The sequence below is a fragment of the Paenibacillus sp. 2TAB26 genome (assembly GCF_052115145.1).
Lineage (GTDB): Bacteria > Bacillota > Bacilli > Paenibacillales > Paenibacillaceae > Pristimantibacillus.
The window spans coordinates 1-25789 of the sequence record NZ_JBFRGC010000008.1; the positions used below are offsets into that span (position 1 = coordinate 1).

Here is a 25789-nt window from a genome sequence, read left to right on the forward strand (position 1 = left end):
GGCTTTGGSCCAGGGGGACCCGGCGGCTTTGGGCCAGGGGGACCCGGCGGCTTTGGGCCAGGGGGACCCGGCGGCTTTGGGCCAGGGGGACCCGGCGGCTTTGGGCCGGGGGGCTTCTGGATCGGTGGGCCATGGCTGTTCCCGCCTGCGGGACCGCAGGCGACCGTAACGGTTCTCATAAACGGTGGAAGAGCGTTTCCTAACATAACCGAGGCGTATCGCATTCCTTTCCGACCGGGTTTGACCATCTATCAAGCTCTAGCGGAAACGGGGGTTGTTAGCTTCAGCTTTAATGGTCAAATTAATTCCGTTAGTGGAGTCCCTATTGGCGGCAATACCAGCTATCAACTTATACTGAACGGACGCGTAATTCCAGCATCGCTGCTCAGCTTCCCGCTTCAGCGCAATGACTCTGTAGCACTTGAACTCTTTTTAAGCCCAGTTTTGCGCGAGGATGAAATCGAAAATACAAGTATAGAAAACTAATTTAAACTGATGATCGATCGATATATTCCTCATTAAAAACGTCCCACAGCTATACAAAAAAGCTAGAAAAAGCGGTCTCCCCTGACCGACTTTTTCTAGCTTTTTAAACGTCATTCTTTACTTAATAGCCTTACCTTTGCCGCTCAGCAGCTTTAATTGATCGTTCTCGTAGCCGACCTCATAGGTCACTTGGTATTTGCTTAACACATATTTGCCTTCGACCCGCTCATCTACTGAAATAACAGCGATAACGGTAGCTTTGTCTTCTCTGCTCTCCGTCACATGCATATTTTCGATGACAACATTCAGCGTCCCCAAGTAACCTGCCCTGAACTTCTCGTAGCTCGTCCCTTCCTTCCAATTGCCGCCTAGCAATGAATAAGCATAGACATAATCGGCATTGTTCAGACTGTCATAAAAATGAGTAACGAGATAATCAGCATATTCCTCAATCTTCGCTTCATCTTCCATCTTCAGTTCCTTATCCGAAAGCTCCAGATCGGGCAGCTTAGTCATCGGTTTAGTAGACCAGCCTTCTGCGATATCGATTACGTTCGCAATGGGGATACTAAAGCCAATTGAACCTTGTTCATAACCGGCAGAGTTTATGCCAAGCACCGATCCCGTTTTCTGGTCAACGAGCGGTCCACCGCTATTACCAGGAGCAATTGGCGCAGAAATTTGATAGAGATCCGAATACAAGTAGGAATCAATTTTGAACGTTCTTCCTAGTCCGCTGACAATACCGGTAGTAACCGTATTTTGAAATCCGAGCGGACTGCCAACAGCAAGCACTTCGTCCCCGACTTCCGCTCTTTCTTTACGCTCTACCTGCAGCGGCTCCGTTCCAGCCAGTTCCTTCACACGAACAACCGCAATATCCGTTTCCGTGCTAATGCCAATGACTTTTCCGTCCAGCTCGCGCGCATCCGCCGTTTTAATTTTCACAGTATGGGAGCCAGCGACAACATGCGCATTCGTAATGAGATCCCCTTGCTTATTATAAAGGAAGCCTGAGCCTTGATCCCCGTTTTCATTTTCAATCATGACGACCAGCTTCTGCGTTTCAAAAATAATATCCTTAAGAGACTTCTGCTTCGTCTCATCAGCTACCGCAAGCAACGGCTTTCCCGTCAGCCTGTTTGGCACCTCTGAATGAATGGCTAACGCAGCAGCCAATCCTCCACATACAATGAGAGTAGAAGCGATGACGCTAATCCAAGCTCGTTTTCTCATCACATCTTCCCCTTAATCCAAATACCAAGTCGCGTGATCAACGACGACGGTTGTATTCTCTACATAAACCCCATATACCGTACTATTAAAGGTGATTTTCTGGCCTGGATCAACATAATCCGGCGTCGCCTCTGCCTTGCCCTTGCCAACCTCTTTGCCGTCAGCATCGTAGACGATAAATTGAACGCTAATCGAATAAATAGGCCGTGTAGCCGCATTTTTCAGCTCGCCTACAATATTTAAATCTCCGAACTCATCGAGCGTCGATTCAATTTTAACTACCTCGACGGCTGCCGTCTGATTTTTTAGATCCTCTGCTGCAGCCTGCTGCATCGCTTGCTCTAATCTTCGCTGTTCCCTTTTCTCGTAATCAGCCTGTGCATCAGTTATCTTTTTGGCCAGTGACATAATCCGCTCATTATCCTTGGCAAAAAGCAGCGCTCGGTCCGTCAGCGCCAACGCATCCGAATAGTTTTTTTTCTTAAGCAATGCTTCGGCATCCTTATAGCTTATATCGACGATTTTGGCAACAATTTGCTCTTTTACAGCTAGCGCCTCTTCACCGTCTAATTGATTCGCAATGTTAAGCCTTGACTCAAGCTCATCCACTGTATTCAGACCTGCCAGTTCTTCCGTCAGCCTCATGACACCAAGTTTAACGTTATAGTCGTCAAGCTGATGCTTAATCTTTATATAGATTGGCTCTTTATGACCCTTTAATTCACCGTTAATCCGCTCCAGTGTCTGTTCTGCCTCTTCAAGCTTACTCTCCTCCAGCTGCTTCCCCGCAGCTGTAATTGACTGTGCCAGCTCTGCGACAAGGGCAACGATCTCCGCATCCTTCTGCAGAGCGCCAAAGCCTGGACGCGCATCCGAGGCTTCCTGCAGCAGCTTCTGCGCTTTGTCATATTTCCCTGCTAGCGCCTCCGCCTTCGCCTCAACATGAAGCTTGATGACTCTATCATTTATTTCGGATTGATATATATAGTAACTAAATACGGAACCAGCGGTAACAAGCGCTAAAATTATAGGCATCAGCCATGCCAAAATAGAGCTCTTAGCTCTACGTCTCCGCGTTTTTTTAGGCTTGCCCGGCTGCTGGCTTGTTGCGTCTATCTCTACAGAAGCAGCCCGCTCCGATAACAGCATAGATCGCTCAGTACTTAGAGCCGCTGCAGTTTCTTCTCCATCAGCAAGCAATCTGCCGCACTGGCTGCAATAAATGGCATCATCCGTCTGTTTTTTTTCACAATGATGGCAATACACTTCCGTTCATCCCCCAGCCCACGTTTCTCTCTAAACATATCTATCTATTCTATATCAAAAAGTAAATGATCTCCATTTTTTTATAGTGGGAAATGGAGCCATATTTAAAAAAAGCAGCCTATCATGGTCACAATACACTGTGAACAGATAGGCTGCTTCTATTAATGCTCTTTATTTCACGCTATCATTGATGTTTTCGATCCATTTTTCACTGCCATCTTCATTGCGCTCAGCTTTGTGTGAGATCGTTGCTTCCTGTACATCGCCAAAGCCCCAGTGGCTTTGCGGCATATCAGGGAACAATGGAGCCAGCCCCTGAAGCGGTCCGCGATAAAGCATACGATTGATCATCGTAACTGCTTCAACACGAGTAATTTCTTTTTTCGGCTTAAAGCTTCCGTCCGGATAACCGGTTAAAAACTTGCCGTTAAACAAAGCTTCGATCGTGTCTGCTGCCCAGTAGCCTGAAGTATCCTTAAAGTGGGCTGTCGCAGGCGCGCTCACTTCAAGCTTGAGGAACCTTGCCATAACCGCTGCAAGCTCTCCTCTTGTAACTGCCGCATCTGGACGGAAAGAGCCGTCTTCGTATCCGCTGAAGTAGCCGTTTACCGTAACGCTTTGGATGTAGTTCGTCGCCCAGTGACCTTTGCGAATATCGTTAAATGAAAGCGGCTCTTCCACTTTCTCGTTTCCAGATAGTCTTGCAACAATGGCTGCAAGCTCCGCACGAGTCAATGAGCCTTCTGCCTTGAATTCCTTATCCGGGTATCCAAGAATATAACGAGTATGAGTAAGCTCCCCGAAGCGATCTGAGAATACATTTACTTTTACTGATGATTGGACAGTGGCATTATTCCCGACAAATTCACCCGAAATATCAAATGCCGTATCTGCTGCTTTCATAAGCGGCCATTCGATGACCAGTTTGAAGCTGCCGTTCTGTCCGCCTTGCACATTTGTTACTTTCCATACAATGGTGTTGTCCGTTACAATTCCGCCAGCTGCATCCACAACAACTGCGCCCGCTGGAATCTTGACCTTGATTTCTCCTGCTGCCATTGGACTGCTGGAGTTGTTTTTGTAATCCACCGTTAGAGTCGACGTTGTTCCTTCTTTTACTTTGTTCTTGTCGACTGAAAGAGTAAGCGCAGGATTGGCAGATGGAGCACTTGCCTCAATAGGCGTCAGCTCTAGATCATGTTTGACAATCTCCCATTCAACGGAGAGAACTGGACTTTTATAGTTATAGAACCCATTCTTCATTACGCTAAGATAATAGTCCGTTTCTGGATACACCATATAGGCATAGAAACCGTGTGCATCAGTCAGCTGTTCTGGACTCGCATTGTCATTTGGTGCAAAACCAACGAGAGCCGGCAAAACAACCTCCGTGTTAGGTGTAATCCCTTTGCCTTTATTTCTTGCTGTGTCCGCGTAATAAAGGACAACGGATGCACCTTCAATAACTGCTTTTGTAACCGAATTAGTAATCGTTCCATATGGATCGACAAGCGCCTCAGAAATATTCATTTCCCCTGAAGCCGTTACTTTGACCCCCGCATGGCTGAAAATAATTTCCTTGCCAGGTTCAACTTCATATCTAATTTCCAGCTCGTATTCTCCAATAGCAAGCCCATTCGCATTAAATACCCCTTGCGGGCTAAGTGCAAATGCTTTCGGAGCTCCACCTTCGGAAATGTAGCTGCCATCCGCTTGTTTCAAATAAATATTTGTTTTAGCAAGCAGATCACTGTTAAACAACGAGGACTTGCCATCTGGCTGCTTAAGCAGCACGATACCTGTGACCGTTTTCTCGGATTCAAAGTTTTCCTCGCCTGCTCCTGTTACTTCACCCACTTGTGCCGATTGCTTATAGGTTACAGTTGTAGGAACGCCGCCAACGTCAACCGTTTGCGTCACTTCCAGCTCATAAACGACATCGCCTTTCGGAACCACGACATAATAAGCTCCGCTAGCATCGGTAATAACCGTTTCATCAAAGTCTGTTCCTGGAGTGATAACGCCGTCGCCATCTAGATCAAGCGTTACGCGAACACTTACGCCAGCAATTGGCGAATTCGTATCTCCCTTTGTAATAAACCCTTTAACTGCCGCAGGCAAGAAGGTAATGATGATCTCATCCTGCTCCTTCAAGCCACGCTCTTTGTTGTACACATTCGCTTGAATCGGAATCTGCTGCTCGTTGATGCCTGTAATTTGCTGTGATTTGTACGTAACCTTCGCTATTCCTTGCGCGTCAGTTACCGCAGTGTTTCCACCAACAAACGTCCCTTTACCAACAGGAGCTTCAAAAATAACCGTTACATCTTTAATTGGAGTGCCATCTGCATTTGTTAGCAATGCTGATAGCTCGGTAGTTGATTTGCCATCGCCCAAAATTTTCTCTGGACTTGCGGTTAACGCCAGTACCGCCTTAACCACTTCAAAGCTGTTATCCGCTAATTTTGTCTCTGAAGGCAATAAGCCTCCTTCAACGTCTAGCGCCTTAAATGTAACTTCGTATTTGCTTGCTGCTGTTAATTCAGGAAGTAAATACGTTGTATTTTCCCACTTCTTATAGCCGTCTGCTACGAAAGTATCCTGATTGACAAGCGTAAGCGGTACGATAATACCGTTCACATTCGCCGTAACGCTCTTAGCAAGCAAGGAACTGACAGCACTCAGCTTAAGCTGTTCGCCTGGAATGATTTTTAATACATCTACCTCGCCCTGCGCTTTGTCTCCGGCCCATCCATCGAGCGCTCTATGAATATTAATCGTTACCGTTGCAGGAGCTGCAACTTGATTATCTCCATCCGTTACAGTGTACGTAAAGCTATCCTGTCCAGATATAAAATCCGAACCCGGTTTATAGATCCATGTATCACCCGATACATTATAATCGGCAGGCTCTAGCGTACCTTTGCCTGGATTGCTCTCTAAACCGTAAACAAGCTTCGTAACTGTCTCGCGATCTGAACCTTTAAAAACAATAATAATATCAGTTGTGCCTTCGGCAACATTTACAGTGATTGGTTCTGCAACCGGCTTGCCGTTGTAGCCAATAGTGATTGCAGCAGTCGCTTCTGCAAATTGTTTCCCATCGCTGCCCCTCCAACCAAATTCAACTGTGCTTCCTTCTGCTAATGAGGTTGAAGGCTGGAATTTAAGACTTTCCAAATCGATTTTTGCAATGATTTCAGTACTGCCTGGCATCAAATAGACTGACTCACCAACAGAAGGTGTATACCAAAGCGTTCCGCTCTGATTGAAATTTGCTGGAACAATAATCGCAACTTCTTTCAGCAAATCGCCATCTGCATCTGTGTAACGAGGCGAATCCGTGAAATCCGTTGTTTTAAAAGCAATAATTTCACCAGAAAGTCCCGCTTTTATAATGTCATCTAAGACTGGCGGAGTATTAATGGTAATCGTAACCTTCTTGTTTTCCTTCGCATATTGCTTGCCGTCCGAGCCGTTCCAGTCGAATGTTACTGAACCCGTTACGCCTGCAGCAGGCACAAAGGTTAAACCATCTAAGTCACTTGCTTTAATGACAAAGCCGGCAGTCGTAATGTCATAAACTGGGCCATTGCCTATTTGAAAAACAAGCTTGCCTTTTGCAGGATCTGGGAGCGATACGAGCTTTACTCTGCTTAAGCTCTCACTGTTGGAATCGCTGTACGAATCCGTAAAGTCCTTAATTGCAAAAGGCACCGTGCCACCTTTCAATATCTCCTTATTAATCTGTTCTACCGTTGGAGCAGCATTCGCTTTAATAGTTACCGCAGCTGGCTGCTTCGCATATTTCGATCCATTATAACCATTCCAATTAAATGCTGCCGTACCTGTGAACCCAGCATCAGCTGGAACAAAAGATAACGTATCCACTTCACCGATCGCAATTTCATCACCGGCTTCAACTGCCTTGCTGCCTAGGAACAAAGAGCCTTGTCCCACTGCTGGCAGAGTAACTATCTTCACAAGCTGAAGTCCATTGTAATTAGCAGCACCGTTTGCTTTCGCATATTGGCTTCTAAACTCGTCAGCTGTAAAAGCAGTCGGCTCATATTGAAGACCGTCCTTCGCAATGTTGCTCACGACAGGGTCGTTCGTATAAGTAATGCTCACATTTGCTGGCGATAAAGAATACTGTTTGCCATCAAATCCATCCCAAGTGAAGGTAACTATACTTTCTTCCGCCAAATTTGCAGCTGGAACGAAACGCAGCGTATTTAATTCCGTTAAAGAAATTTCTCTATTAGAAGATACTACGAAGTCCACCCCTTCGGATGTATAACGCAGCTTTCCGCTATTGGAAAAGTTGGCTGGAAGGTTAATACGTACTTTTGTCAATAAATCGCCATCCGCATCGCTATATGCATTCGCATTAGTGAAATCGGTAGCTTTCATTTGAACCGTATTGCCAGCTATAGCTGCAAAAGAAATGTTACTAACAATTGGCGCCGTATTAATAGCAATGGTCACTTGCTTATTATCCTTCGCATACTGAACGCCGTCTGAGCCATTCCACTCAAAAGAAGCTGTACCGCTGGCATTGCTCGCAGGAACAAAGCTCAGCTTGCCCAAATCAGCTGCACTGATTTCATCGCCCACGGCCACAGCTACAGCAGAACCACCGTTTGTGATCATCAGTTTACCGGCAGCTGGCGCCGGCAATGAAACAATTTTCACCTTGCTTAAGTTTTCCTTCGGCAAAGTTGCATCCGTATACTGGCTTGTGAAATCTGAAGCTGTAAATGTCAGTGTTTCACCTTGATTAATAGCCTTATTCATATCTGTTACAACAGGAGCAGCATTTGCAGTAATCGTTACCGTCCCATCGATAGCCGCGTACTTGCTTCCATCGTAGCCATTCCACTTAAATGAAGTCGTGCCCGTTAAACCTGCTGCATCTGGAACGAAGGTCAATTTAGCGACATCTGCCTTAGCAATTTCGTCATCTAATTTAACGTCCACTCCTGCAATCTGGAGATTGCCGCCGCTTGGAAGCGAAACGATTTTCACTTTTTCAAGCTTAGCTGCTTGCGCTTCACCTGTTACACGATAATATTTGCTGCTGAAGTCAGTTAGCGTAAAATTCGTTGGCTCGTATTGAGGTCCCGCTTTTGCAATATCTTTTACCGCGGGGTCAAACGTAGACATCGAATAAATATGCTGAGCTGTTCCAGGTTCATTCTTATCTGGCTGCTTGTCGAACAATATAATATTTACAGTATATTCTTTGCTTGGATCTGCTCCAGGAGCATTAAGTACAATGTTGTCCCATTTCTGCTCGGTTCCTTGCTTGGAGCCGCTAAAGTACTTCTGCGACAAATCCAAATTTTTCTCCCTAATCTCATTGCCGACTTTTGTTTTCTCAATGACGTTGACTTCCATATAAAAGTTTCCGTCTTTTTTAGGCAAGAAACCTGTATTTATCGTTACTTTGTCTTTCGTAACAGCAACAGCGGCTCCGGTAATTTCTCCGGTCTCTCTCACGCCGCCGTCAATGACAAGCTGACCCCAATCGATGGTCGTCACCCAGCCGCTGTTGAAATTAGAAGTATTCATGAAATAATGATGTACGGAAATGCCAACATATAAATCCTGATTGGCGACGATACTATTCCATTGATCAGGTTTAATTTCCAGAACGGTCGTATTCCACACATCATTTTTTCCGGATAAAGCGCCCAAGTTAAATGCTTGAGGGAATTCCTTCTTGTATGTAGCAGACCCAAAATTTGCTGGCCATGGGGTTGTAGGTGCACCTAATGCAATATCTGCAGGGTTAGATGAGAAATATACACGGTCCCACTCGCCTGTACCGCTTTTGTTTGATTCATCGTATTCGTCTACATCAAGAGCCCGTATAAGCATATAAGCGCTTTTTGTAGGTTTGGCTTTAATGTCTTTAATTTTAAATTCGATTGGATAAAGAGGCGTACCGTTCCCCGTGCTGCTGTCTACATCGCCGTCAGCTGCACTGTTCGCAGCTCCGCCGCCCCAGTTATCCGTACCGGTAAAATAAGTCGCTCCTGTATCAAGCGCTGCAGCACTTGCTGCGTATGGAACAGGGAAAAGCTGAACGAGCAGCACCGCAAATGCCATAAATGCGGTAAATAACCGTTTTCGCCACAGTCTGCTGTTCATTCGACCTCTGTTCCTAGAACCTCTCGGTTCCATAGACCTACCATCTTCCATCATTCCCGTACTCTCCTTTACTATTAAGATCGCTTTCAAAAGTTGTCTACTTTCTTATGTCTCTTTTTTATAAGTCCGACGACCTATAATAACATTCGTTTCTGTACAAATTCTGTACATTTTCGACAAGAATAGTGGAAAAAGCTAGAAATTAAAAAAAAAAACGACTCCCTCGCATAATTAAATGCAGGAGTCGTTTTTTTGGTATATATATGATTGAATAATAGCTACCTAAGCTTGCTCTTCTTTTATAACCTTAAGGCGTTTCATTACATCATTTGCGCCGCGTCCGTAGTAGTCGTGCAGCAAGTTATATTCCGCATACAGCTTCTCGTAAACTGCAACGTTTTCCGGAATCGGCTTGAACGTTTCTTCGCGTACACGAGCCATCTTCTGAGCCGCATCAACAATGCTGTCGAAACCGCCCTTTGCGGCACCAGCTGCTACTGCTCCAAACATCGCTGCACCAAGTGCAGGCGTTTGCTTGGATGCTGCGACCTTGATCTCGCGATTCGTTACATCTGCATAAATCTGCATAAGCAGCGCGTTCTTCTGCGGCAATCCGCCGCATGCGTACAATTCATTTACTTCAACCCCGTTGCTGTGGAACGCATCGACGATTTTGCGTGTGCCAAATGCCGTTGCTTCAAGAAGGGCGCGGTAAATTTCCCAAGGTTTCGTTAGCAAGGTGAGGCCTACAATGGTACCTGTCAAATCTGTATCAACAAGAACCGAGCGGTTTCCATTCCACCAGTCAAGCGCCAGTACGCCGGATTCGCCAACATTCAGCTCGCTGGCTTTGCGAGTCAAATAAACATGTACATTTTCGCCAGCCTGCTCTGCCTCTTGAAGCACGTAGGCTGGAACAGATTCCTCTACAAACCATTCAAAAATATCGCCAACCGCTGATTGTCCCGCTTCGTAGCCAAAGTAACCCGGAATGATGCCGTCCTCAACGACACCGCACATTCCTTCCACTTCCTTCTCTTCCGTTCCGAGCAGCATGTGGCAAATCGATGTGCCCATCGCCATAACCAGCTTGCCTGGCGTAACGACGCCAACACCTGGCACCGCCGCATGTGCATCCACATTGCCAACCGCGATCGCCGTGCCTGGCGCAAGTCCGATGCGTGCAGCCATATCAGGCAGCAATTCTCCAGCCTTCGAGCCAAGCGGTACAACTTCGCCGCGCAGCTTCGTTTCTGTCAGGTTTTCTAAACGAGGATCAAGCGCTTTGAAAAAATCCTTGCTTGGATAGCCCTCTTGCTTATGCCACATGCCTTTGTAGCCGGCCGTACAGCTGTTGCGAACGATATTGCCGGTCAATTGGCCGATAACCCAGTCCGTCGCTTCAACAAATTTATCTGCTGTTTCATAAATGTCCGGTGCTTCATTCAAAATCTGCCATGCTTTGGCCATCATCCACTCTGATGAAATTTTGCCTCCATAACGCGGCACCCACTTCTCACCGCGCTGCGCTGCCATTTCGTTGATAAGGTTAGCCTCATCTTGTGCAGCGTGATGCTTCCACAGCTTCACCCAGCTATGCGGATTATCCTTGTAGGCATCCTGTACACATAGCGGATTCCCTTCTCCATCGATAGGAAGCATTGTGCATGCTGTAAAATCGATGCCTAAACCGATGACATCAGCAGCATGGATACCTGATTCCTTCATCACCGCAGGAACCGACAGTTCCAACACTTCAATATAGTCAAGCGGATGCTGAAGCGCCCAGTCATGCTCAAGCTTAATGCCAGATACCGGAAGCTTCTCATCAATAACGTGGTGAGTATACGGCGTGACATGCTCCGCTACCTCGGCACCGTTAGATAGATCCACAAGAACAGCTCGGCCCGATTGCGTGCCGTAGTCTACACCAATTGCGTATTTTTTGCTCATTATCCGAATCCTCCTTATTTTTGGCCGTAGTAGGCGTTCGCTCCATGCTTGCGTAAATAGTGTCGGTCCAATAAAGCTTGATCCATCGGCTGAACATTCGGGTTAAGCTGATACGTATGAAGAGCCATCTTCGCCACTTCCTCCAGCACAACCGCATTATGAACGGCGTTATGCGGGTCTTTGCCCCAGCAAAAAGGAGCGTGGCTGTTTACGAGCACCGAAGGCACTTGGTTTGGATCGATATGGTTTTTATTGAAGGTTTCAACGATGACATTGCCCGTTTCCAGCTCATATGCGCCGTTGATTTCCGCTTCTGTCATCGCGCGTGTGCAAGGCACCTCGCCATAGAAATAGTCGCCATGCGTCGTGCCAAGCGATGGAATGGAGCGCCCCGCCTGTGCCCAGCTTGTCGCCCAAGGCGAATGGGTGTGTACAATTCCGCCTATCGAAGGAAACGATTTGTATAGCAGCACATGAGTAGCCGTGTCCGAGGAAGGTCGAAGATTTCCTTCAATCACATTGCCTTCCAAATCTACGACAACCATCTGCTCTGCTTTTAACTCCTCGTAAGGAACGCCGCTCGGCTTAATAACCGCATATCCAGACTCCCTATCTACACCGCTGACGTTGCCCCAAGTAAATGTAACTAATCCGTACTTCGGAAGATCCATATTCGCTTCCCAAACCGCATGCTTCAATGCTTCTAACATGACCACTTATCGCTCCCTTCAAGCTCACATTTCTATGCTGATCCGCATTCACTTATACGGACATCGCCATAGAATATCTTTGCTTTATTATAAGTTGTACGTACAAGTGTGTCACGTCTTTTTTATTCATCCATTTAAAAAGCATTAACCGTTCAGCAACAGCTTAGCTTTGGGGCGGTCTAGTTGAATCACGTATAACGAGCTGCGGATCATATATTTTATCCTGCGTTTGTCTCCGCTGGTGCTGCTTATCCAGCATACTAAGCAGCAATTCGACCGCATCCGTGCCCATTTCTGTTTTTGGATGCGCAACGGTTGTCAGCTTCACTTCGGTAGCCGTAGCCAGATTCGCATCATCAAAACCGACAATCGAAAGATCCTCAGGCACCGTTAAGCCAGCCTGCCTTACAATATCAAGCATTTTTACAGCCAGCTCATCGTTATAGCAAATAATAGCGGTCGGCCGCTGATCCGGCTCACGCTGCAGCATCGCAAACAAGGCCTGCATTGGCTTGTCCTGCTTCTCCTCCGTCGTATAGCGCAGCAAATAATCCGGCGGAACCGTGTGCCCTTGCTCCCGATGAGCCCGTAAAAAACCGCGCATCCGGTGAACGCCTTGAAAGTCATCCGTCTTAAAAAATCCGGCGATTCGCGTATGGCCGAGCTTAATTAAATGCTCTGCGGCACGATAGCCGCCAAGCTCGTCATCCACGCGCAAGCATGGCGCATCCACGTCGCTGTATCGCTCATTGAGCATAATGTATGGGATTTTGAGCGCATCAAGCGCCAAAAAATAATTAAAGTTTGGGTTGCCCTCCGCGCTCTTCGTCGGCTCAATAATGAGCCCGGTCAGCGGCTCGCGCAGCATCGACTCCAGGCTGTCCTTTTCTTTATCCTTTTCATTATCCGTGCTCGCCAGCAGAAGTCTTGCCCCTACAGCGCGCAAGCTCGATTCAACGCCTCTGACGATGGTCGGAAATATATAATCTGATATATGGGTCGTAATCATCCCGATCGTCATCCCTTGGGATGAGTTTTTCCGCTCCGGCGCAGATTGGTCCGACACGAACGTCCCTTTCCCTTGTACACGGTAGAGCCAGCCCTCCTGCTCCAAATCACCGAGTGCTTGGCGCACCGTTTGCCGGCTCATCTCGAATTGCTTGCCGATCTCATTCTCCGATGGCAGCTTCTCGTGCGGCTTGAACTGCGCTGTGACGATCCAGGATATAATTTCCTGCTTTAATTGCATATATTTGGGCGTTTGCTGTTCCTTCACTTCACACCTCAACTCCGTTAGTTGTATTCCTGTAGTATATCATACGCGAAACTTGTACGTACATGATATCAAGCTCTAACCATAGAACCGGCCAAAAGACAAAATAAAAAGCCGCTCATTGGCGGCCTTCATTTCTCATGGATTAGAACTGCGTTTCCTTCAGCCTCTCCAGCATGTACTTTCTGACCTCATCGCCTAGATCCGCACGCTCTAATGCAAAATCAATCGTAGCTTGTACAAAACCAAGCTTGTCGCCTACATCATGTCTAATACCATCGAACCGATAAGCCATTAAAGAAGAGATATGGTTTAATTGCTGTAAGCTGTCTGTCAGTTGAATTTCCTCAGCTTTGCCTGGCGTCGCTTTCTCAAGCAGATCAAATATGACAGGATCAAGGACGTAGCGTCCAACAACCGCATAGTTGGACGGGGCTTGTCCTTGCGCCGGTTTTTCAATAATGTTGCGTACTCGCGCTACCTGCTTATCCCGCTCAATATCAACAATACCATATTTATGCGTCTGATCCCATGGCACCTCCATCACAGCTACAACAGATGACTGTTCCCTCTCGTACACATCCATCATTTGCCGCAAGCAAGGCGGATCAGCTTTCAAAATATCGTCGCCGAGCAATACCGCGAACGGCTCGTCCGCTATGAAGCGGCGTGCACAAAGCACTGCATGACCAAGGCCTAGCGGCTCCTTCTGACGAACATAATAAATATCTGCCAGCTGTGATATTTTCCGCACCATCTCCAGCATTTCTTCGTTATGACGCGCTTCCAGCTCCATTTCGAGCTCGGCAGATTTGTCAAAATGGTCCTCGATCGCTCGTTTGTTGCGTCCGCTGACGATTACGATACTCTCGATGCCTGAATTTACAGCCTCTTCTACGATATATTGAATAGCAGGCTTATCGATAATAGGCAGCATTTCTTTCGGCTGCGCTTTCGTAGCCGGCAAAAACCTTGTCCCTAATCCCCCAGCAGGAATGATCGCTTTCCGAATCCGCTTCTCCACCTTAACATCTCCCCCAGCTCTTTGCTTTCTATGCAATCGCTCCTTTTATCATAACGGTTTCACCCTCGTTTTTCCATGTCTTCAAAAGCTTCCACTGTCGCTTCTTTCCAGCTTCGTCCCATAACTAAGCAGCTGTTCGTGCAAACGGGAGCTTAATCATAAAGCTTGCTCCAGTAAGCTGGTCCGCACTTGGATCAAGCGCGATGGTTCCGCCGTGAATATGAATGATGGTTTGTGCGATCGAAAGCCCAAGCCCGCTCCCGCCTTGGCTTCTATCCCTCGATAGATCACCCTTATAAAAACGCTCAAATATTCGCTCGCGATCCTCCTCATGAACGCCTATCCCGGTATCGGTAATTCGGACCACGATGGATCCATTCTGTTCGGACAAAGACAAAAAGATTTTGCCATCCTCTGGTGTAAATTTCATGCTGTTGGCAAGCAAATTCATCCATACCTGATTAAGCTGATCACGATCAGCAGTAATCACCGTTTCCTCCATTAGCAGCTCGACCGTTTGCCTCTTGGCCATCCACTGCGGCTCGCAGGCAAGCACCACATCTCGAAGCTGGCGATCCAGTCGATAGGGCTGCGGGTGAAAAGGATGCTGCTGGGAATCAAGCGATGCTAAATTAAGTAAATTTTCACTTAACCGAGAAAGCCGCATGCTCTCTTGCTTAATGATGCTAATATAACGCTCCCGCTCAGCTCCAGTAACCTCCTCGCTGCGCAGTGCTTCTGCGAAGCCGCCAATCGACGTAAGGGGAGACTGCATTTCGTGCGAGACATTTGATACAAAATCCTGACGCATCATTTCAAGCTGTGATAAGCTGAGCGCCATTTTGTTCATGCCCTGCGCAAGCTCACCGAGCTCATCGCCGCGTCTTGCGGGCAGCCGTACACTGAAATCCCCCTGTGACATTCGCGTCGCAGCGTTCGTCATCATTTTTAGAGGCCTCACTAAATAACGGGCTACGATTAGAATAAGTACGCTTCCGACGAGCAGCAGCGTAACAAGCAGCGTGACAGCCGTCCATAAGAAGTTGCTATTTTGCGGAAAACGATTTGGCTGAACGAACAATGCCCATCTTTCATTGCCGAATGACACAAGTTTCCCTAAAGCAGGCGGCGAAGGCGGGCTAACCTCCTCGCTAGTGTATACATCCAATCTGACAGAGCTGCCGCCAAATACCTTTCTTAGCTGCTCGAATGTAAGTCGCTCCATAATCAGCTCGCTTCGCTCGCCGGCCCTTACTAAATAGTTGGAGCTGCTAATAGCGACAATTGACTGCCCTTGCAAGCTTGAGATCTCTTCCAAAAATGCTTGCAAATCTGCCGGCTTCGAGACCGCATAAAGCTGTTCTATGCGAGCAATCGACTTCTCCAGCTGATTGGGCAGCTGCCCCCTTGCATCCCTCTTGAACATTTGGTTCGTGAATAAAAAAGCGACCCCGATGCTAATCAGAACGATAACAAGGAATGTAGCCGTAATTCGAAAGTAAAGGCCGCGAATCATGACCATACCTCCAATCGATACCCTAGTCCGCGAATCGTTACGATACGGAAACGATATTGCTCCTCGGGAAAACGGTCCCGCAGTCTTTTGATATGGACATCAACGGTTCGCTCGTCCCCCTCATAGTCCATCCCCCATATTTGTTCTATTAGATGATCACGGGCAAAGGTTTTGCCTGGATAGCTTGCCAGCTTGAACAGCAGCTCAAACTCCTTAGGCGGCAATGTTACCTTCTCGCCACCAGCTGACATATGAAAGTCCGTTCGATTCATGAGGACATCGCCGAACTCCACCGTCTGCGAAGCGGTAATCCGGTATCTTTTGAGCAGCGCCTTAACCCGGGCTATAAGCTCCGGCGGATCAAATGGTTTGACCATATAATCATCCGCACCAAGCTCAAACCCCTTCACCTTCTGCGAGGTTTCTCCCTTTGCAGTCAGCATGAGCAGCGGAATATCATAGCTCGCTCGCAGTTCCGCGCAAAGCGCCCACCCGTCCATGCGGGGCATCATTACATCAATGATCGCAAGATCTGGTCGTACCAAGTCCAGCTTCTCTAATGCGTCTATACCATCTATAGCTTCAATGACCTGACAGCCTTCTCTTTTTAGGAAAAGAGCTACCAGCTCGCGAATGTTTGGATCGTCGTCTGCAACTACGATTTTGGGCATTTTATTCTTCCTCCAATTAGACTTATGTCGTTATGATTTCAGCATACATGACCAACATGAACGTTACATGAACGATATTGACTTTAAAGCTACATTATAATAATTTTAAAGTAGGATTTATTATTCAACGGAATTTTGAATGGAGGATATAGATGATGCATAAAACAATTATTATTGGTACAGGACCTGCCGGATTGACGGCTGCCATTTATTTGGCTCGTGCGAACATGGAGCCGCTCGTTATTGAAGGGTGGCAGCCAGGCGGCCAGCTTACAACAACAACAGAAGTAGAAAACTTCCCAGGTTTCCCTGATGGTATTTTGGGCAGCGAGCTAATGTCCAACATGCGTAAGCAAGCACAGCGTTTTGGTGCAAAATTCAAAACAGGCTCTGTAAAAAGCGTCGACTTCAGCAAACGTCCCTACACGCTTGATGTGGAAGGCATTGGCGAGCTGCAAGCCGAATCCATCATTATCTCTACAGGCGCTTCAGCCAAATACCTCGGCATTCCGGGTGAGCAAGAAAATATCGGTCGCGGCGTAAGCACATGTGCAACTTGTGATGGCTTCTTCTTCCGCGGCAAAAAAATTATTGTAGTAGGCGGCGGCGACTCCGCAATGGAAGAAGCCGTGTTCCTTACTCGCTTCGCTTCCGAAGTAAGAGTAGTTAACCGTCGCAATGAGCTGCGCGCATCAAAAATTATGCAGGATCGCGCTCGTGCGAATGACAAAATCGTATGGAGCCTAAACCGTACACCGCTTGAAGTTGCTGCAACAGGCATGGGCTTGCAAGGGTTGAAGGTGCGCAATAATGAAACGGGCGAGGAAGAATTGCTTGAAACAGACGGCGTATTTATTACGATCGGCCACACGCCTAATACTGTCTTCCTTGGCGGTCAAATCGACACTGATGAGCAAGGCTACATTATTGTGAAGCCGGGCACTTCCGAGACGAACATCCCAGGCGTATACGCTTGTGGCGATGTTCAAGACCGTAATTACCGCCAAGCGATTACCGCTGCTGGAAGCGGCTGTATGGCTGCTCTGGATTGCGAACGCTACTTGGAATCACTAGCGCATGAAGCGGTTAATGCATAATTTTTTTCAAAACTAGACTAGTACAATACGTGCAAATTATGTATAATAAAAGTGTTGAGATTTACAATAGAAAGGCAATGCTACCGCAACCATTTGTTCGCAATATGCTTCGCGTGAGCGGCGCCTGAACGTGTTATGGGAGAAGGTACAACCTCGGCTTATTATGAGCAGAGAGGTTGTGCCTTTTTTCGTGTTTCCATATCTTTTCTCACATCATCCATGAAGGAGCGATAATCATGTTATTAGAAGCTGTTTATCACAGACCGAAGCAAAACTGGGCTTACGCCTACGACGGAAAAACGCTGCACCTCCGCTTGCGTACCAAAAAAGACGATGTTGCTGTAGTTGAAGCAATCGTCGGCGACAAGTACGCGTGGGATCAAACGATTACAACGGTCCCTATGTATATTTTCACTTCGGATGCACGATTCGATTATTGGGAAACTTCCGTTATTCCTCCTTTTCGGAGGCTGCGTTATGCGTTCCGTTTAATAAGCGGAGATGAGACGGTTATTTTCTCGGATAAAGGTATCGAACTTACACTTCCTGACAATTCAAATTCTTTTTTTGATTTCCCATATATTAATCCAATCGATGTATTTGAGCCGCCAGCTTGGGTGAAGGACGCTGTCTTTTATCAAATATTCCCTGAACGCTTCGCGAATGGCGATCCTTCGATCAATCCTGAAAATGTGCTGCCTTGGGGCGGCGAGCCTACGCCAAAAAACTTTTTTGGCGGTGACCTCCAGGGTGTAATTGATCACTTGGATCATATTTCAGCACTTGGCATTAATGCGGTATATTTCACTCCGCTGTTCGAAGCAACGACCAATCACAAGTATGATACACAAGACTACATGAAGGTTGATCCGCATTTTGGCACAAATGAGAAGTTGAAGGAATTGGTTGATGCTTGTCACGCCCGCGGCATTCGTGTCTTGCTTGATGCGGTATTCAATCACTCAGGCAAAACCTTCCCTCCATTTGTCGATGCTCAGAAGAACGGACAGCAGTCAAAATATGCGGATTGGTTCTATGTTCGGGAATGGCCGCTGCAAGTGGTGGACGGCGTTCCGACGTACGAGACCTTCGCATTTGAGCCGCTTATGCCGAAGCTGAACACCGAGCATCCTGAGGTGAAGCAATATTTGTTCGAGGTAGCTCGCTACTGGATCGAGGAGATTGGAATCGACGGCTGGAGACTGGATGTTGCCAATGAGGTTGATCATCAGTTTTGGCGCGAGTTCCGTCAGACGGTAAAAGCAGTGAATAAAGACGCTTATATTTTGGGCGAGATTTGGCATGATTCGATGATGTGGCTGCAGGGTGATCAATTCGATGCGGTTATGAACTACCCTTTCACGAATGCAGTTCTTGATTTCTTTGCTTATCAAACGATTGATGCCTCTGACTTCGCTAATGCGATTGGAGCGCAGCTTGCAGCATATCCGCAGCAAGTAACAGAATCGGCTTTCAACCTGCTCGATAGCCATGATACGCCTCGTCTGCTTACGATCTGCGAGGATAATACGGATGCGATGAAGCTTTCTTCGCTCTTCCAGCTGACCTTCCCTGGAACCCCATGTATTTATTATGGCGATGAGGTAGGCATCAATGGCGCTGGCGATCCAGGCTGCCGCAAATGTATGGTGTGGGACTCAGAGGAGCAAAACCGTGAATTGCTCACGTTCTATACCGACGCAATCGGACTGCGCCACAAGTACAACGCGCTTCGCAGCGCTGATATTCGCTTCGTGCACGTTGGCGCAGCAGATGGCACCTTGGTCTATGAGCGTCGTGAAGGCAGCCAACGGCTTCTTATCGCGATGAATGCTCGCGGCGAAGCGGCTGATCTGAGCTTCGTAATTGAAGCTCAGCCGACTGATTGCAACGCTGCTCCTCATGCTGTTGCTTTTAGAGGCTTTGCGAAACCAGCAGCTGCTGCTGCAACTGCTGTAAGCGAGGCTTCTGCATCCCCAGTGGCTGCCTCGATCGAAAATGCTAAGGCCGATGCTAGATCGGTTGCAACAGCTGTCATCACAGATAACGGCGCATCGACATGGTCTGTATTGTTATCAAACACTAGCAAATATGCAGTAAGCTCTTCCGTTGCAAGCAGCAACGACGGTAAACTTCAATTCACATTGCCTGCTTACGGCTATGTGATTTTGGAGCAAACAGCAAGCAACCACTAACCTTGTTTCCTTAGGGCAGTCCAATCGCGGACTGCCCTTTTTTTGGGGGTTGATTCACACGTCCATGTAACACAATAAACACCTATTTGTGCTTACAGACCAGTAACCATAGCTAGTTTCTCACTGTAAGAACACATACGTGCTTACAGCCTCTTTTCTACCTTCCGCATACGCCGAATTCGCTCAATAAGCACTTATACGTGCTTATTGAGCAGCAACCATAGCTAGTTTCTCGCTGTAAGAACACATACGTGCTTACAGCTTGTTTTCTACCCGCCGCATGCGCCGATTTCGCTCAATAAGCACATATACGTGCTTACAGACCAGTAACCTTAGCTAGTTTCTCGCTGTAAGAACACATACGTGCTTACAGTCTCCTGCCTACCCGCCGCATACGCCGAATTCACTCAATAAGCACCTATGTGTGCTTACAGACCAGTAACCTTAGCTAGTTTCTCGCTGTAAGAACACATACGTGCTTACAGTCTCCTGCCTACCCGCCGCATACGCCGAATTAACTCAATAAGCACCTATGTGTGCTTACAGACCAGTAACCATTCTACTTCTCGGCTGTAAGAACACATACGTGCTTACAGCCTCTTTTCTACCTTCTGCATACGCCGATTTTGCTCAATAAGCACCTATGTGTGCTTACAGACCAGTAACCATAGCTAGTTTCTCGTTGTAAGAACACATACGTGCTTACAGCCTCTTTTTTAACCTTCCGCATACGCCGAATTCGCTCAATAAGCACCTATGTGTGCTTACAGACCAGTAACCATAGCTAGTTTCTCGCTGTAAGAACACATACGTGCTTACAGCTTGTTTTCTACCCACCGCATACGCCAAATTCGCTCAATAAGCACCTATTTGTGCTTACAGTCCAGTAACCATAGCTACTTCTCGGCTGTAAGAACACATACGTGCTTACAGCCTCTTTTCAACCCGCCGCATACGTCGAATTCACTCAATAAGCACCTATGTGTGCTTACAGACCAGTAACCATAGCTAGTTTCTCGCTGTAAGAACACATATGTGCCTACAGCCTCTTTTCTACCCGCCACATGCGCCGATTTCGCTCAATAAGCACATATACGTGCTTACAGACCAGTAACCATAGCTACTTCTCGGCTGTAAGAACACATAGGTGCTTACAGTATCCTTTCTACCCGCCGCTTGCGCCGAAATTACTCAATAAGCACCTATGTGTGCTTACAGACCAGTAACCATAGCTACTTCTCGGCTGTAAGAACACATACGTGCTTACAGTCTCCTTTCTACCCACCGCATACGCCGAATTCGCTCAATAAGCACATATACGTGCTTGCAGACCAGTAACCTTAGCTAGTTTCTCGCTGTAAGAACACATACGTGCTTACAGCCTCTTTTCCACCTTCCGCATACGCCGAATTCGCTCAATAAGCACCTATTTGTGCTTACAGATCAGTAACCATAGCTACTTCTCGGCTGTAAGAACACATACGTGCTTACAGCCTCTTTTCTACCCGCCGCATGCGCCGAAATTACTCAATAAGCACCTATGTGTGCTTACAGACCAGTAACCTTAGCTAGTTTCTCGCTGTAAGAACACATACGTGCTTACAGCCTCTTTTCTACCCGCCGCATACGCCGAATTCGCTCAATAAGCACCTATGTATGCTTACAGCTGTTACTACTACTCGTTACACCGAGATACGTCTGAGGAAATCTTTAATAAATTGAGTCTAGACATTTAATTGACATTCATGCAATAATTACTTAAACGATTAAGTAACTACTTTTAAACATGCCATTTCCGATTTAATAATCCAACAGTCATTATCAAGCTTTGGCAAGCTCTCACGATTCCAATCGTATTAAGGTTGAAGGAGTTGTATCCCCATTAAAAAAGCTACGCTTAAGGACATTGCAAAGGCTGCTCAAGTATCTGTAGCTACTGTCAGTTATGTACTCAACAATGTCTCCAATCAGACGATACCTGAAGAAACAAAATGCCGTGTCCTCGATGCCGCCAAGCAATTGAATTATGTACCCAACCTTGCTGCCAGATCGCTGGTCAAGCAAAAGTCTGGATTGATTGGCATTCTGATTAACAGAGCGGAAAATGAAGGCTTCTGGAAGCAGTTCCGTTATTCTCAGTTTATTAATCGGCTGGAGCGGCTGCTGTCAGATCGCGGCTACCACGTTGTATTATTCAGCTTGGATGCCTCAAGCCCAAATCTCGATATTATCTCGGAACGCAAGCTGGACGGCGTATTTGTTGTTGATGTTAAGGAGGAAAACTTCCACCTGATTTCTAGCCACTTCTCTACTGGCGTCCCTTTAATCGTTGTGGACAGCATGATTGAAGATCCCTTATTTTATAAGGTTAATTATGATTATGCCGATGCCTTCACTCATGCACTCGCATCGCTCATACAGCCTAAGGAGAGCTTTTTGATAATCGACAGCTTCAACAATGCAGACCTCGTTAACCATTTTTGTACTCATTCAGGAATAGGACGCAATCAAATCCACGTTATGGACGAAGAGCATGACTTAAAGGCATTCCTAGAACACAATTCGGATCGGACCGGCATCATTCTGAACGAATTTGTCGCCATCTCAGCAGCTAAATATGTTGATCCAACAAGTTTAACCGTCATTTGCACGGCAGGCTGTCCGGAAATCGCCCCTGCTCCCGCTTCCAAGATATCGTTTGGCGATCGCAAGCCAGAAGAAGCGTTCCAGCTTATGATGCAGCTGCTGAATGATCCGAAGTCTGGCCCTGCCAATAAATATGTTCTAGTAAAAGCTGAAAAATAAGCAAACGCAGAGTAATCTCTGCTTTTTCTATAAATAACTTAAACGATTAAGTTGTCCTCTATATCCTTAATATCTGCAGTTAATTATTAACCAAGTCAATCATTCTTATAGGAGGTTATATTATGCTCGGATTAGCAAAAGAATCAAATGGCAGCGCTCCTAATCTTCAACCGCAAGAAGGTTCTACTTCATCTCTGTGGAAAAACCGAAATTTCATTGCCGTATTCTCCAGCTACAGCTTATCGCTGCTAGGCAATACCTTTCATAGCATCGCGCTTAATCTGTGGGTGCTGCAAACGACAGGAAGCGCCAAGCTCATGTCCGTTGTACTCATTACCCATCTCGTAATCAGCATGCTGTTCGGTTCCTTCGCAGGCACGATTGCGGATCGCACCGATCGTCGCACGTTAATGTGGGTGACAGATATTATCCGTTTTGTGCTCGTCGGCGCTATCGCTGTACTTGTTTACCTGCCTAATATACCGTTTATTTTTATCGTTATTTTGACTGCCATCGTCGCATTTGCAGGGGTCATTCGAACGCCCGCCTTCCAGGCTTCGCTCGTCGAAATTATTGATAAAGAACAAATAACCAAGGCCGTTGGGGTAATCAATATATCGGATAACATCATCCGAATATCTGGCTTTGCTCTTGGAGGTATCGCCGTTGCTGCATTTGGCGGGGCATTTGCAATTGCTATCGATGCAGTAACCTTTCTGCTCTCAGCAGCGCTGCTGCTCTTCACGGGCAAGTTCCCCTATGCAGCGGTTCGAGATACGGAGAAGGCGCAAACCACCTTTAAAGAGGATCTCAAAGCAGGCTTCCGATACGTATGGACGGATCCATTTTCCAGAGCAGCAGTTATTTTATTACCGGTAGTTATGTTCTTCTTTCTGTCCACCTTCATGCTCATTCAAGTCATGGCCGTCAATGTATGGCATGCAAAACCGTTTGTATTCGGACTTATGGAGGCGTGCATCCCGCTCGGTTATGTCGTAGGCTCCATTCTGATTATTAAGCTCGATACACGGTTAAAAGGCAGAGGAAAATGGATCATTGGAAGCATGATCCTCATGGGTCCTATGTTCATCGCCATATCACTAATGTCATCTGCATTTGCAGCATTGCCGCTTATCCTTCTGGTTGGCTTCCTCTTCTCCTTCAGTACGACGATCATCTTTATCGCACTTCGGATAGCCATTGATCCTTCGATGCAAGGCAGAGTATTTGGACTCATCGGAGCTCTAACAAGCGTTGCGCCGCCTGTCGGCTTAGCCGTATTCTCAACCCTATCTGATATACACGGGCCTGCCGTCATCATAGCGATAAGCGGCGCAGCAATGCTCATTATTGGCTGCATCTCCTACATGTATATGAAGGAGATGCGTCACTTCAACTAAACAAATAGACGGACAACATTTTAAGATTGAACAACTGGGAACTCAGCGATCCGAAGTCGCGCGCAGCCGTACGGGATAAGCGTAATTTCTTCCTCGGGTTCCTTGCTAGCAACAGGTCCTATTGGCAGAGTGCCAGCCGAATTAAGCTCCATGGTCCATTGCGGGATCCGGCGACCGTTCATTCGCAAACGTATCGGTGCGTTCTCAGCTGCGAATGGCTGCCTTACCATTGCTGCGGCTTCCACAATAGGTTTTCCCTGTTCAAGTTCCTTCAGACTCACTCCATAATTCCATGGTGACTCCGGGTAAATCTCCCAGTCATGATAAGGCTCGTATGTGCGATGCTTCTGCCAGCGCTCCTTGATTGGGATAACGAACATAAGCGCTCCGCGCTGCAAGCCGGCTGCACCGTTAGCTCTGCTGATCGTGCGTACCTCCATTGGAAGCCGAAGAGTCAGCTCATCGCCATCGTTCCAAACCTGCCGTAGCACAGCAAAACCTTTTTCGATGATCATAGCAGGCTGCTGTTGTCCGTTGATCAACAGAACCGGCGCGCTGCACCATTCCGGTATTCGTAATTTAATCGGGAATTCAGCTGGCTGATTTACATGCACTGTCATCGTTATCGTTTCTCTAAATGGATATTCCGTTGCTACACGTATGGAAACATCGGTGCTTGCGTCGATGGCAGCTGTGATCGTACAGGGAGCATACGCGATTGCAGCCAAACCGCCATCCTCCGTTGCCATCCACAATCTTGCCGTGTATTTCGGCCATCCTTGATGCATGTTAGCAGTGCAGCAGCCAAAATGCGGCTCAATGCCAAATAGATTGGCTTCATTGTTGTTTTCCGTCCAATTGCGTTTGGCATGCGTACACATAATCTGGTTAGCCTGCTGGTCATATTGATGAACCGTCCAATCCGGGCTGATTGCGGCAGGCAGTGCATTATAAGCAACCTTCTCCAAAATATCACCGAAGGAGCCATCGCCTGTAATCCGAATCAGATGCTCTAAGGAATGCATATATTCCACCACAGAGCACAGCTCCGTGCCTTGGCTAGGATGAGTTCCTGCAAGCCACTCGTCACCAGAAAACATGCCGTTAACTTGGCCATGGTAAGTCATCACGCTTGAAATCCCTTTGTATGCAGCTTCGATATGCCGATTATCTTTTGACTGCATGTAGCGGAGAGCCGGCTGCTTGAATGACATCGCTACGTTAACAACATGAACCCGGTGATCAAATGCCTTCTGCAAGTACCAATAAGGATAGTCTTCATATAAGCCTGTCCAGTCCAGCGTTTGCTCCTGAATCAATTGCGAGAGCTCAAGCAAGAAAGGCTCGCCGGTGCGATTGTACAACCAATAAATGCTGATGAGATTTTCGCCGCCTCTTGCCTTTGCCCATTTCTGCAGCGGACGATTCGGCAGCTCCGCAAGCTGATATTTGAAATAGTTCATCAAGAATGGTTCTACCCGTTCATCACCAGTATGCTCAGCGTGCTGAATCAGCACCTTGAGCATAATCATTCGGCTCCACCAATCTTCATTTGCGGCAGGCCCGAATTGTCCATCCTCGCGTGCGCTTACAAGCGTCCATTCGATCCACGGCTTTACTTTGGCCTTAAGCTTGTCCTCATCAAGGAGATAAGCAAGCGGAAGTAGACCATCCAAGTAGTAGGGTCCTCTCTCCCAGCTGTCTCCGTCTCCTCCGAGCCAACCGCTATTTGGCCCGACATAACTCCAAAATTCATCTAGATGCCCTGTCATTCCCTCGCTTTGAATCTCCAGCTGGTCTCTAAGCCAGCCGTCTGGCTTAATCGCACCAAGCGGCAGCTCTTGAAAAGGGGTCGAAGCAAGCGGTGCACGGTTCAAAAATATAGCGCTCAATTTGTCATCTCCTCTATGCTGCTTATGTAGTTGAATTACATCTAGCCATGCTAGTGATCCTTAACCCGTTTCCTTAAAGAATAAATGATTTGCCCCAAAGGAATACTAA

At 47.1% G+C, this 25789-nt stretch carries 15 protein-coding genes; 5 read left to right on the top strand and 10 right to left on the bottom strand.

Annotation, left to right across the window (positions count from 1 at the left end; all coding sequences use genetic code 11):
- Window positions 1-486: hypothetical protein (locus tag AB4Z50_RS10145; protein WP_441878499.1), on the top strand; the 486-nt coding region annotated here is incomplete at its 5' end.
- Between the two features lie 117 nt (window positions 487-603).
- On the opposite strand, the gene AB4Z50_RS10150 is transcribed toward AB4Z50_RS10145, so the two are convergent.
- The 9 genes from AB4Z50_RS10150 to AB4Z50_RS10190 form a co-directional block, all read right to left on the bottom strand.
- Window positions 604-1722: a S1C family serine protease gene (locus AB4Z50_RS10150; RefSeq protein WP_076268858.1), complete on the bottom strand. Its 1119-nt coding sequence runs from the start codon at window positions 1720-1722 to the stop codon at window positions 604-606.
- A 12-nt stretch (window positions 1723-1734) separates the two neighbouring features.
- Window positions 1735-2988, bottom strand: coding sequence for an FxLYD domain-containing protein (locus AB4Z50_RS10155; RefSeq protein ID WP_441878501.1), 1254 nt, complete (start codon window positions 2986-2988; stop codon window positions 1735-1737).
- Between the two features lie 171 nt (window positions 2989-3159).
- A complete protein-coding gene (locus AB4Z50_RS10160; RefSeq protein ID WP_441878503.1) occupies window positions 3160-9144 on the bottom strand; it encodes an S-layer homology domain-containing protein in 5985 nt (1994 codons plus the stop codon).
- Window positions 9145-9426: 282 nt separating this feature from the next.
- Window positions 9427-11097 carry a ribulokinase gene (locus AB4Z50_RS10165; RefSeq protein WP_441878505.1) on the bottom strand — a complete coding sequence of 557 codons (1671 nt, stop codon included), beginning with the start codon at window positions 11095-11097 and terminating at the stop codon, window positions 9427-9429.
- Window positions 11098-11111: 14 nt separating this feature from the next.
- Complete coding sequence (gene araD / locus AB4Z50_RS10170) at window positions 11112-11807, bottom strand: L-ribulose-5-phosphate 4-epimerase (RefSeq protein ID WP_441878507.1); 696 nt, start codon at window positions 11805-11807, stop codon at window positions 11112-11114.
- Between the two features lie 163 nt (window positions 11808-11970).
- Entirely contained in the window at window positions 11971-13083 is a 1113-nt protein-coding gene (locus AB4Z50_RS10175) for a GntR family transcriptional regulator (protein WP_441878509.1), read from the bottom strand.
- A gap of 142 nt (window positions 13084-13225) precedes the next feature.
- Window positions 13226-14104 (bottom strand): UTP--glucose-1-phosphate uridylyltransferase GalU, encoded by an 879-nt coding sequence (gene galU, locus AB4Z50_RS10180; RefSeq protein ID WP_441878511.1) that lies wholly within the window; start codon window positions 14102-14104, stop codon window positions 13226-13228.
- A 124-nt stretch (window positions 14105-14228) separates the two neighbouring features.
- The gene (locus tag AB4Z50_RS10185; RefSeq protein ID WP_441878513.1) at window positions 14229-15620 is read right to left on the bottom strand and encodes a HAMP domain-containing sensor histidine kinase; all 1392 of its coding nucleotides are present in this window, start codon (window positions 15618-15620) and stop codon (window positions 14229-14231) included.
- The gene (locus AB4Z50_RS10190; RefSeq protein ID WP_441878515.1) at window positions 15617-16291 is read right to left on the bottom strand and encodes a response regulator transcription factor; all 675 of its coding nucleotides are present in this window, start codon (window positions 16289-16291) and stop codon (window positions 15617-15619) included. Before AB4Z50_RS10190 ends, AB4Z50_RS10185 begins: the two co-directional genes overlap by 4 nt.
- A 155-nt stretch (window positions 16292-16446) precedes the next feature.
- On the opposite strand from AB4Z50_RS10190, the gene trxB reads away from it, so the two are divergent.
- From trxB to AB4Z50_RS10210, 4 genes are all read left to right on the top strand, one after another.
- Window positions 16447-17388 carry a thioredoxin-disulfide reductase gene (trxB, locus tag AB4Z50_RS10195; RefSeq protein WP_441878863.1) on the top strand — a complete coding sequence of 314 codons (942 nt, stop codon included), beginning with the start codon at window positions 16447-16449 and terminating at the stop codon, window positions 17386-17388.
- A gap of 236 nt (window positions 17389-17624) precedes the next feature.
- A complete protein-coding gene (locus AB4Z50_RS10200) occupies window positions 17625-19583 on the top strand; it encodes a glycoside hydrolase family 13 protein (protein WP_441878517.1) in 1959 nt (652 codons plus the stop codon).
- Between the two features lie 1905 nt (window positions 19584-21488).
- Window positions 21489-22388 carry a LacI family DNA-binding transcriptional regulator gene (locus tag AB4Z50_RS10205; protein WP_441878865.1) on the top strand — a complete coding sequence of 300 codons (900 nt, stop codon included), beginning with the start codon at window positions 21489-21491 and terminating at the stop codon, window positions 22386-22388.
- 122 nt (window positions 22389-22510) lie between these two features.
- Complete coding sequence (locus tag AB4Z50_RS10210) at window positions 22511-23788, top strand: MFS transporter (protein ID WP_441878519.1); 1278 nt, start codon at window positions 22511-22513, stop codon at window positions 23786-23788.
- Window positions 23789-23808: 20 nt separating this feature from the next.
- Here AB4Z50_RS10210 and AB4Z50_RS10215 read toward each other — a convergent pair whose 3' ends face one another.
- Entirely contained in the window at window positions 23809-25680 is a 1872-nt protein-coding gene (locus tag AB4Z50_RS10215) for a beta-L-arabinofuranosidase domain-containing protein (protein WP_441878521.1), read from the bottom strand.
- Window positions 25681-25789 lie beyond the last annotated feature (109 nt).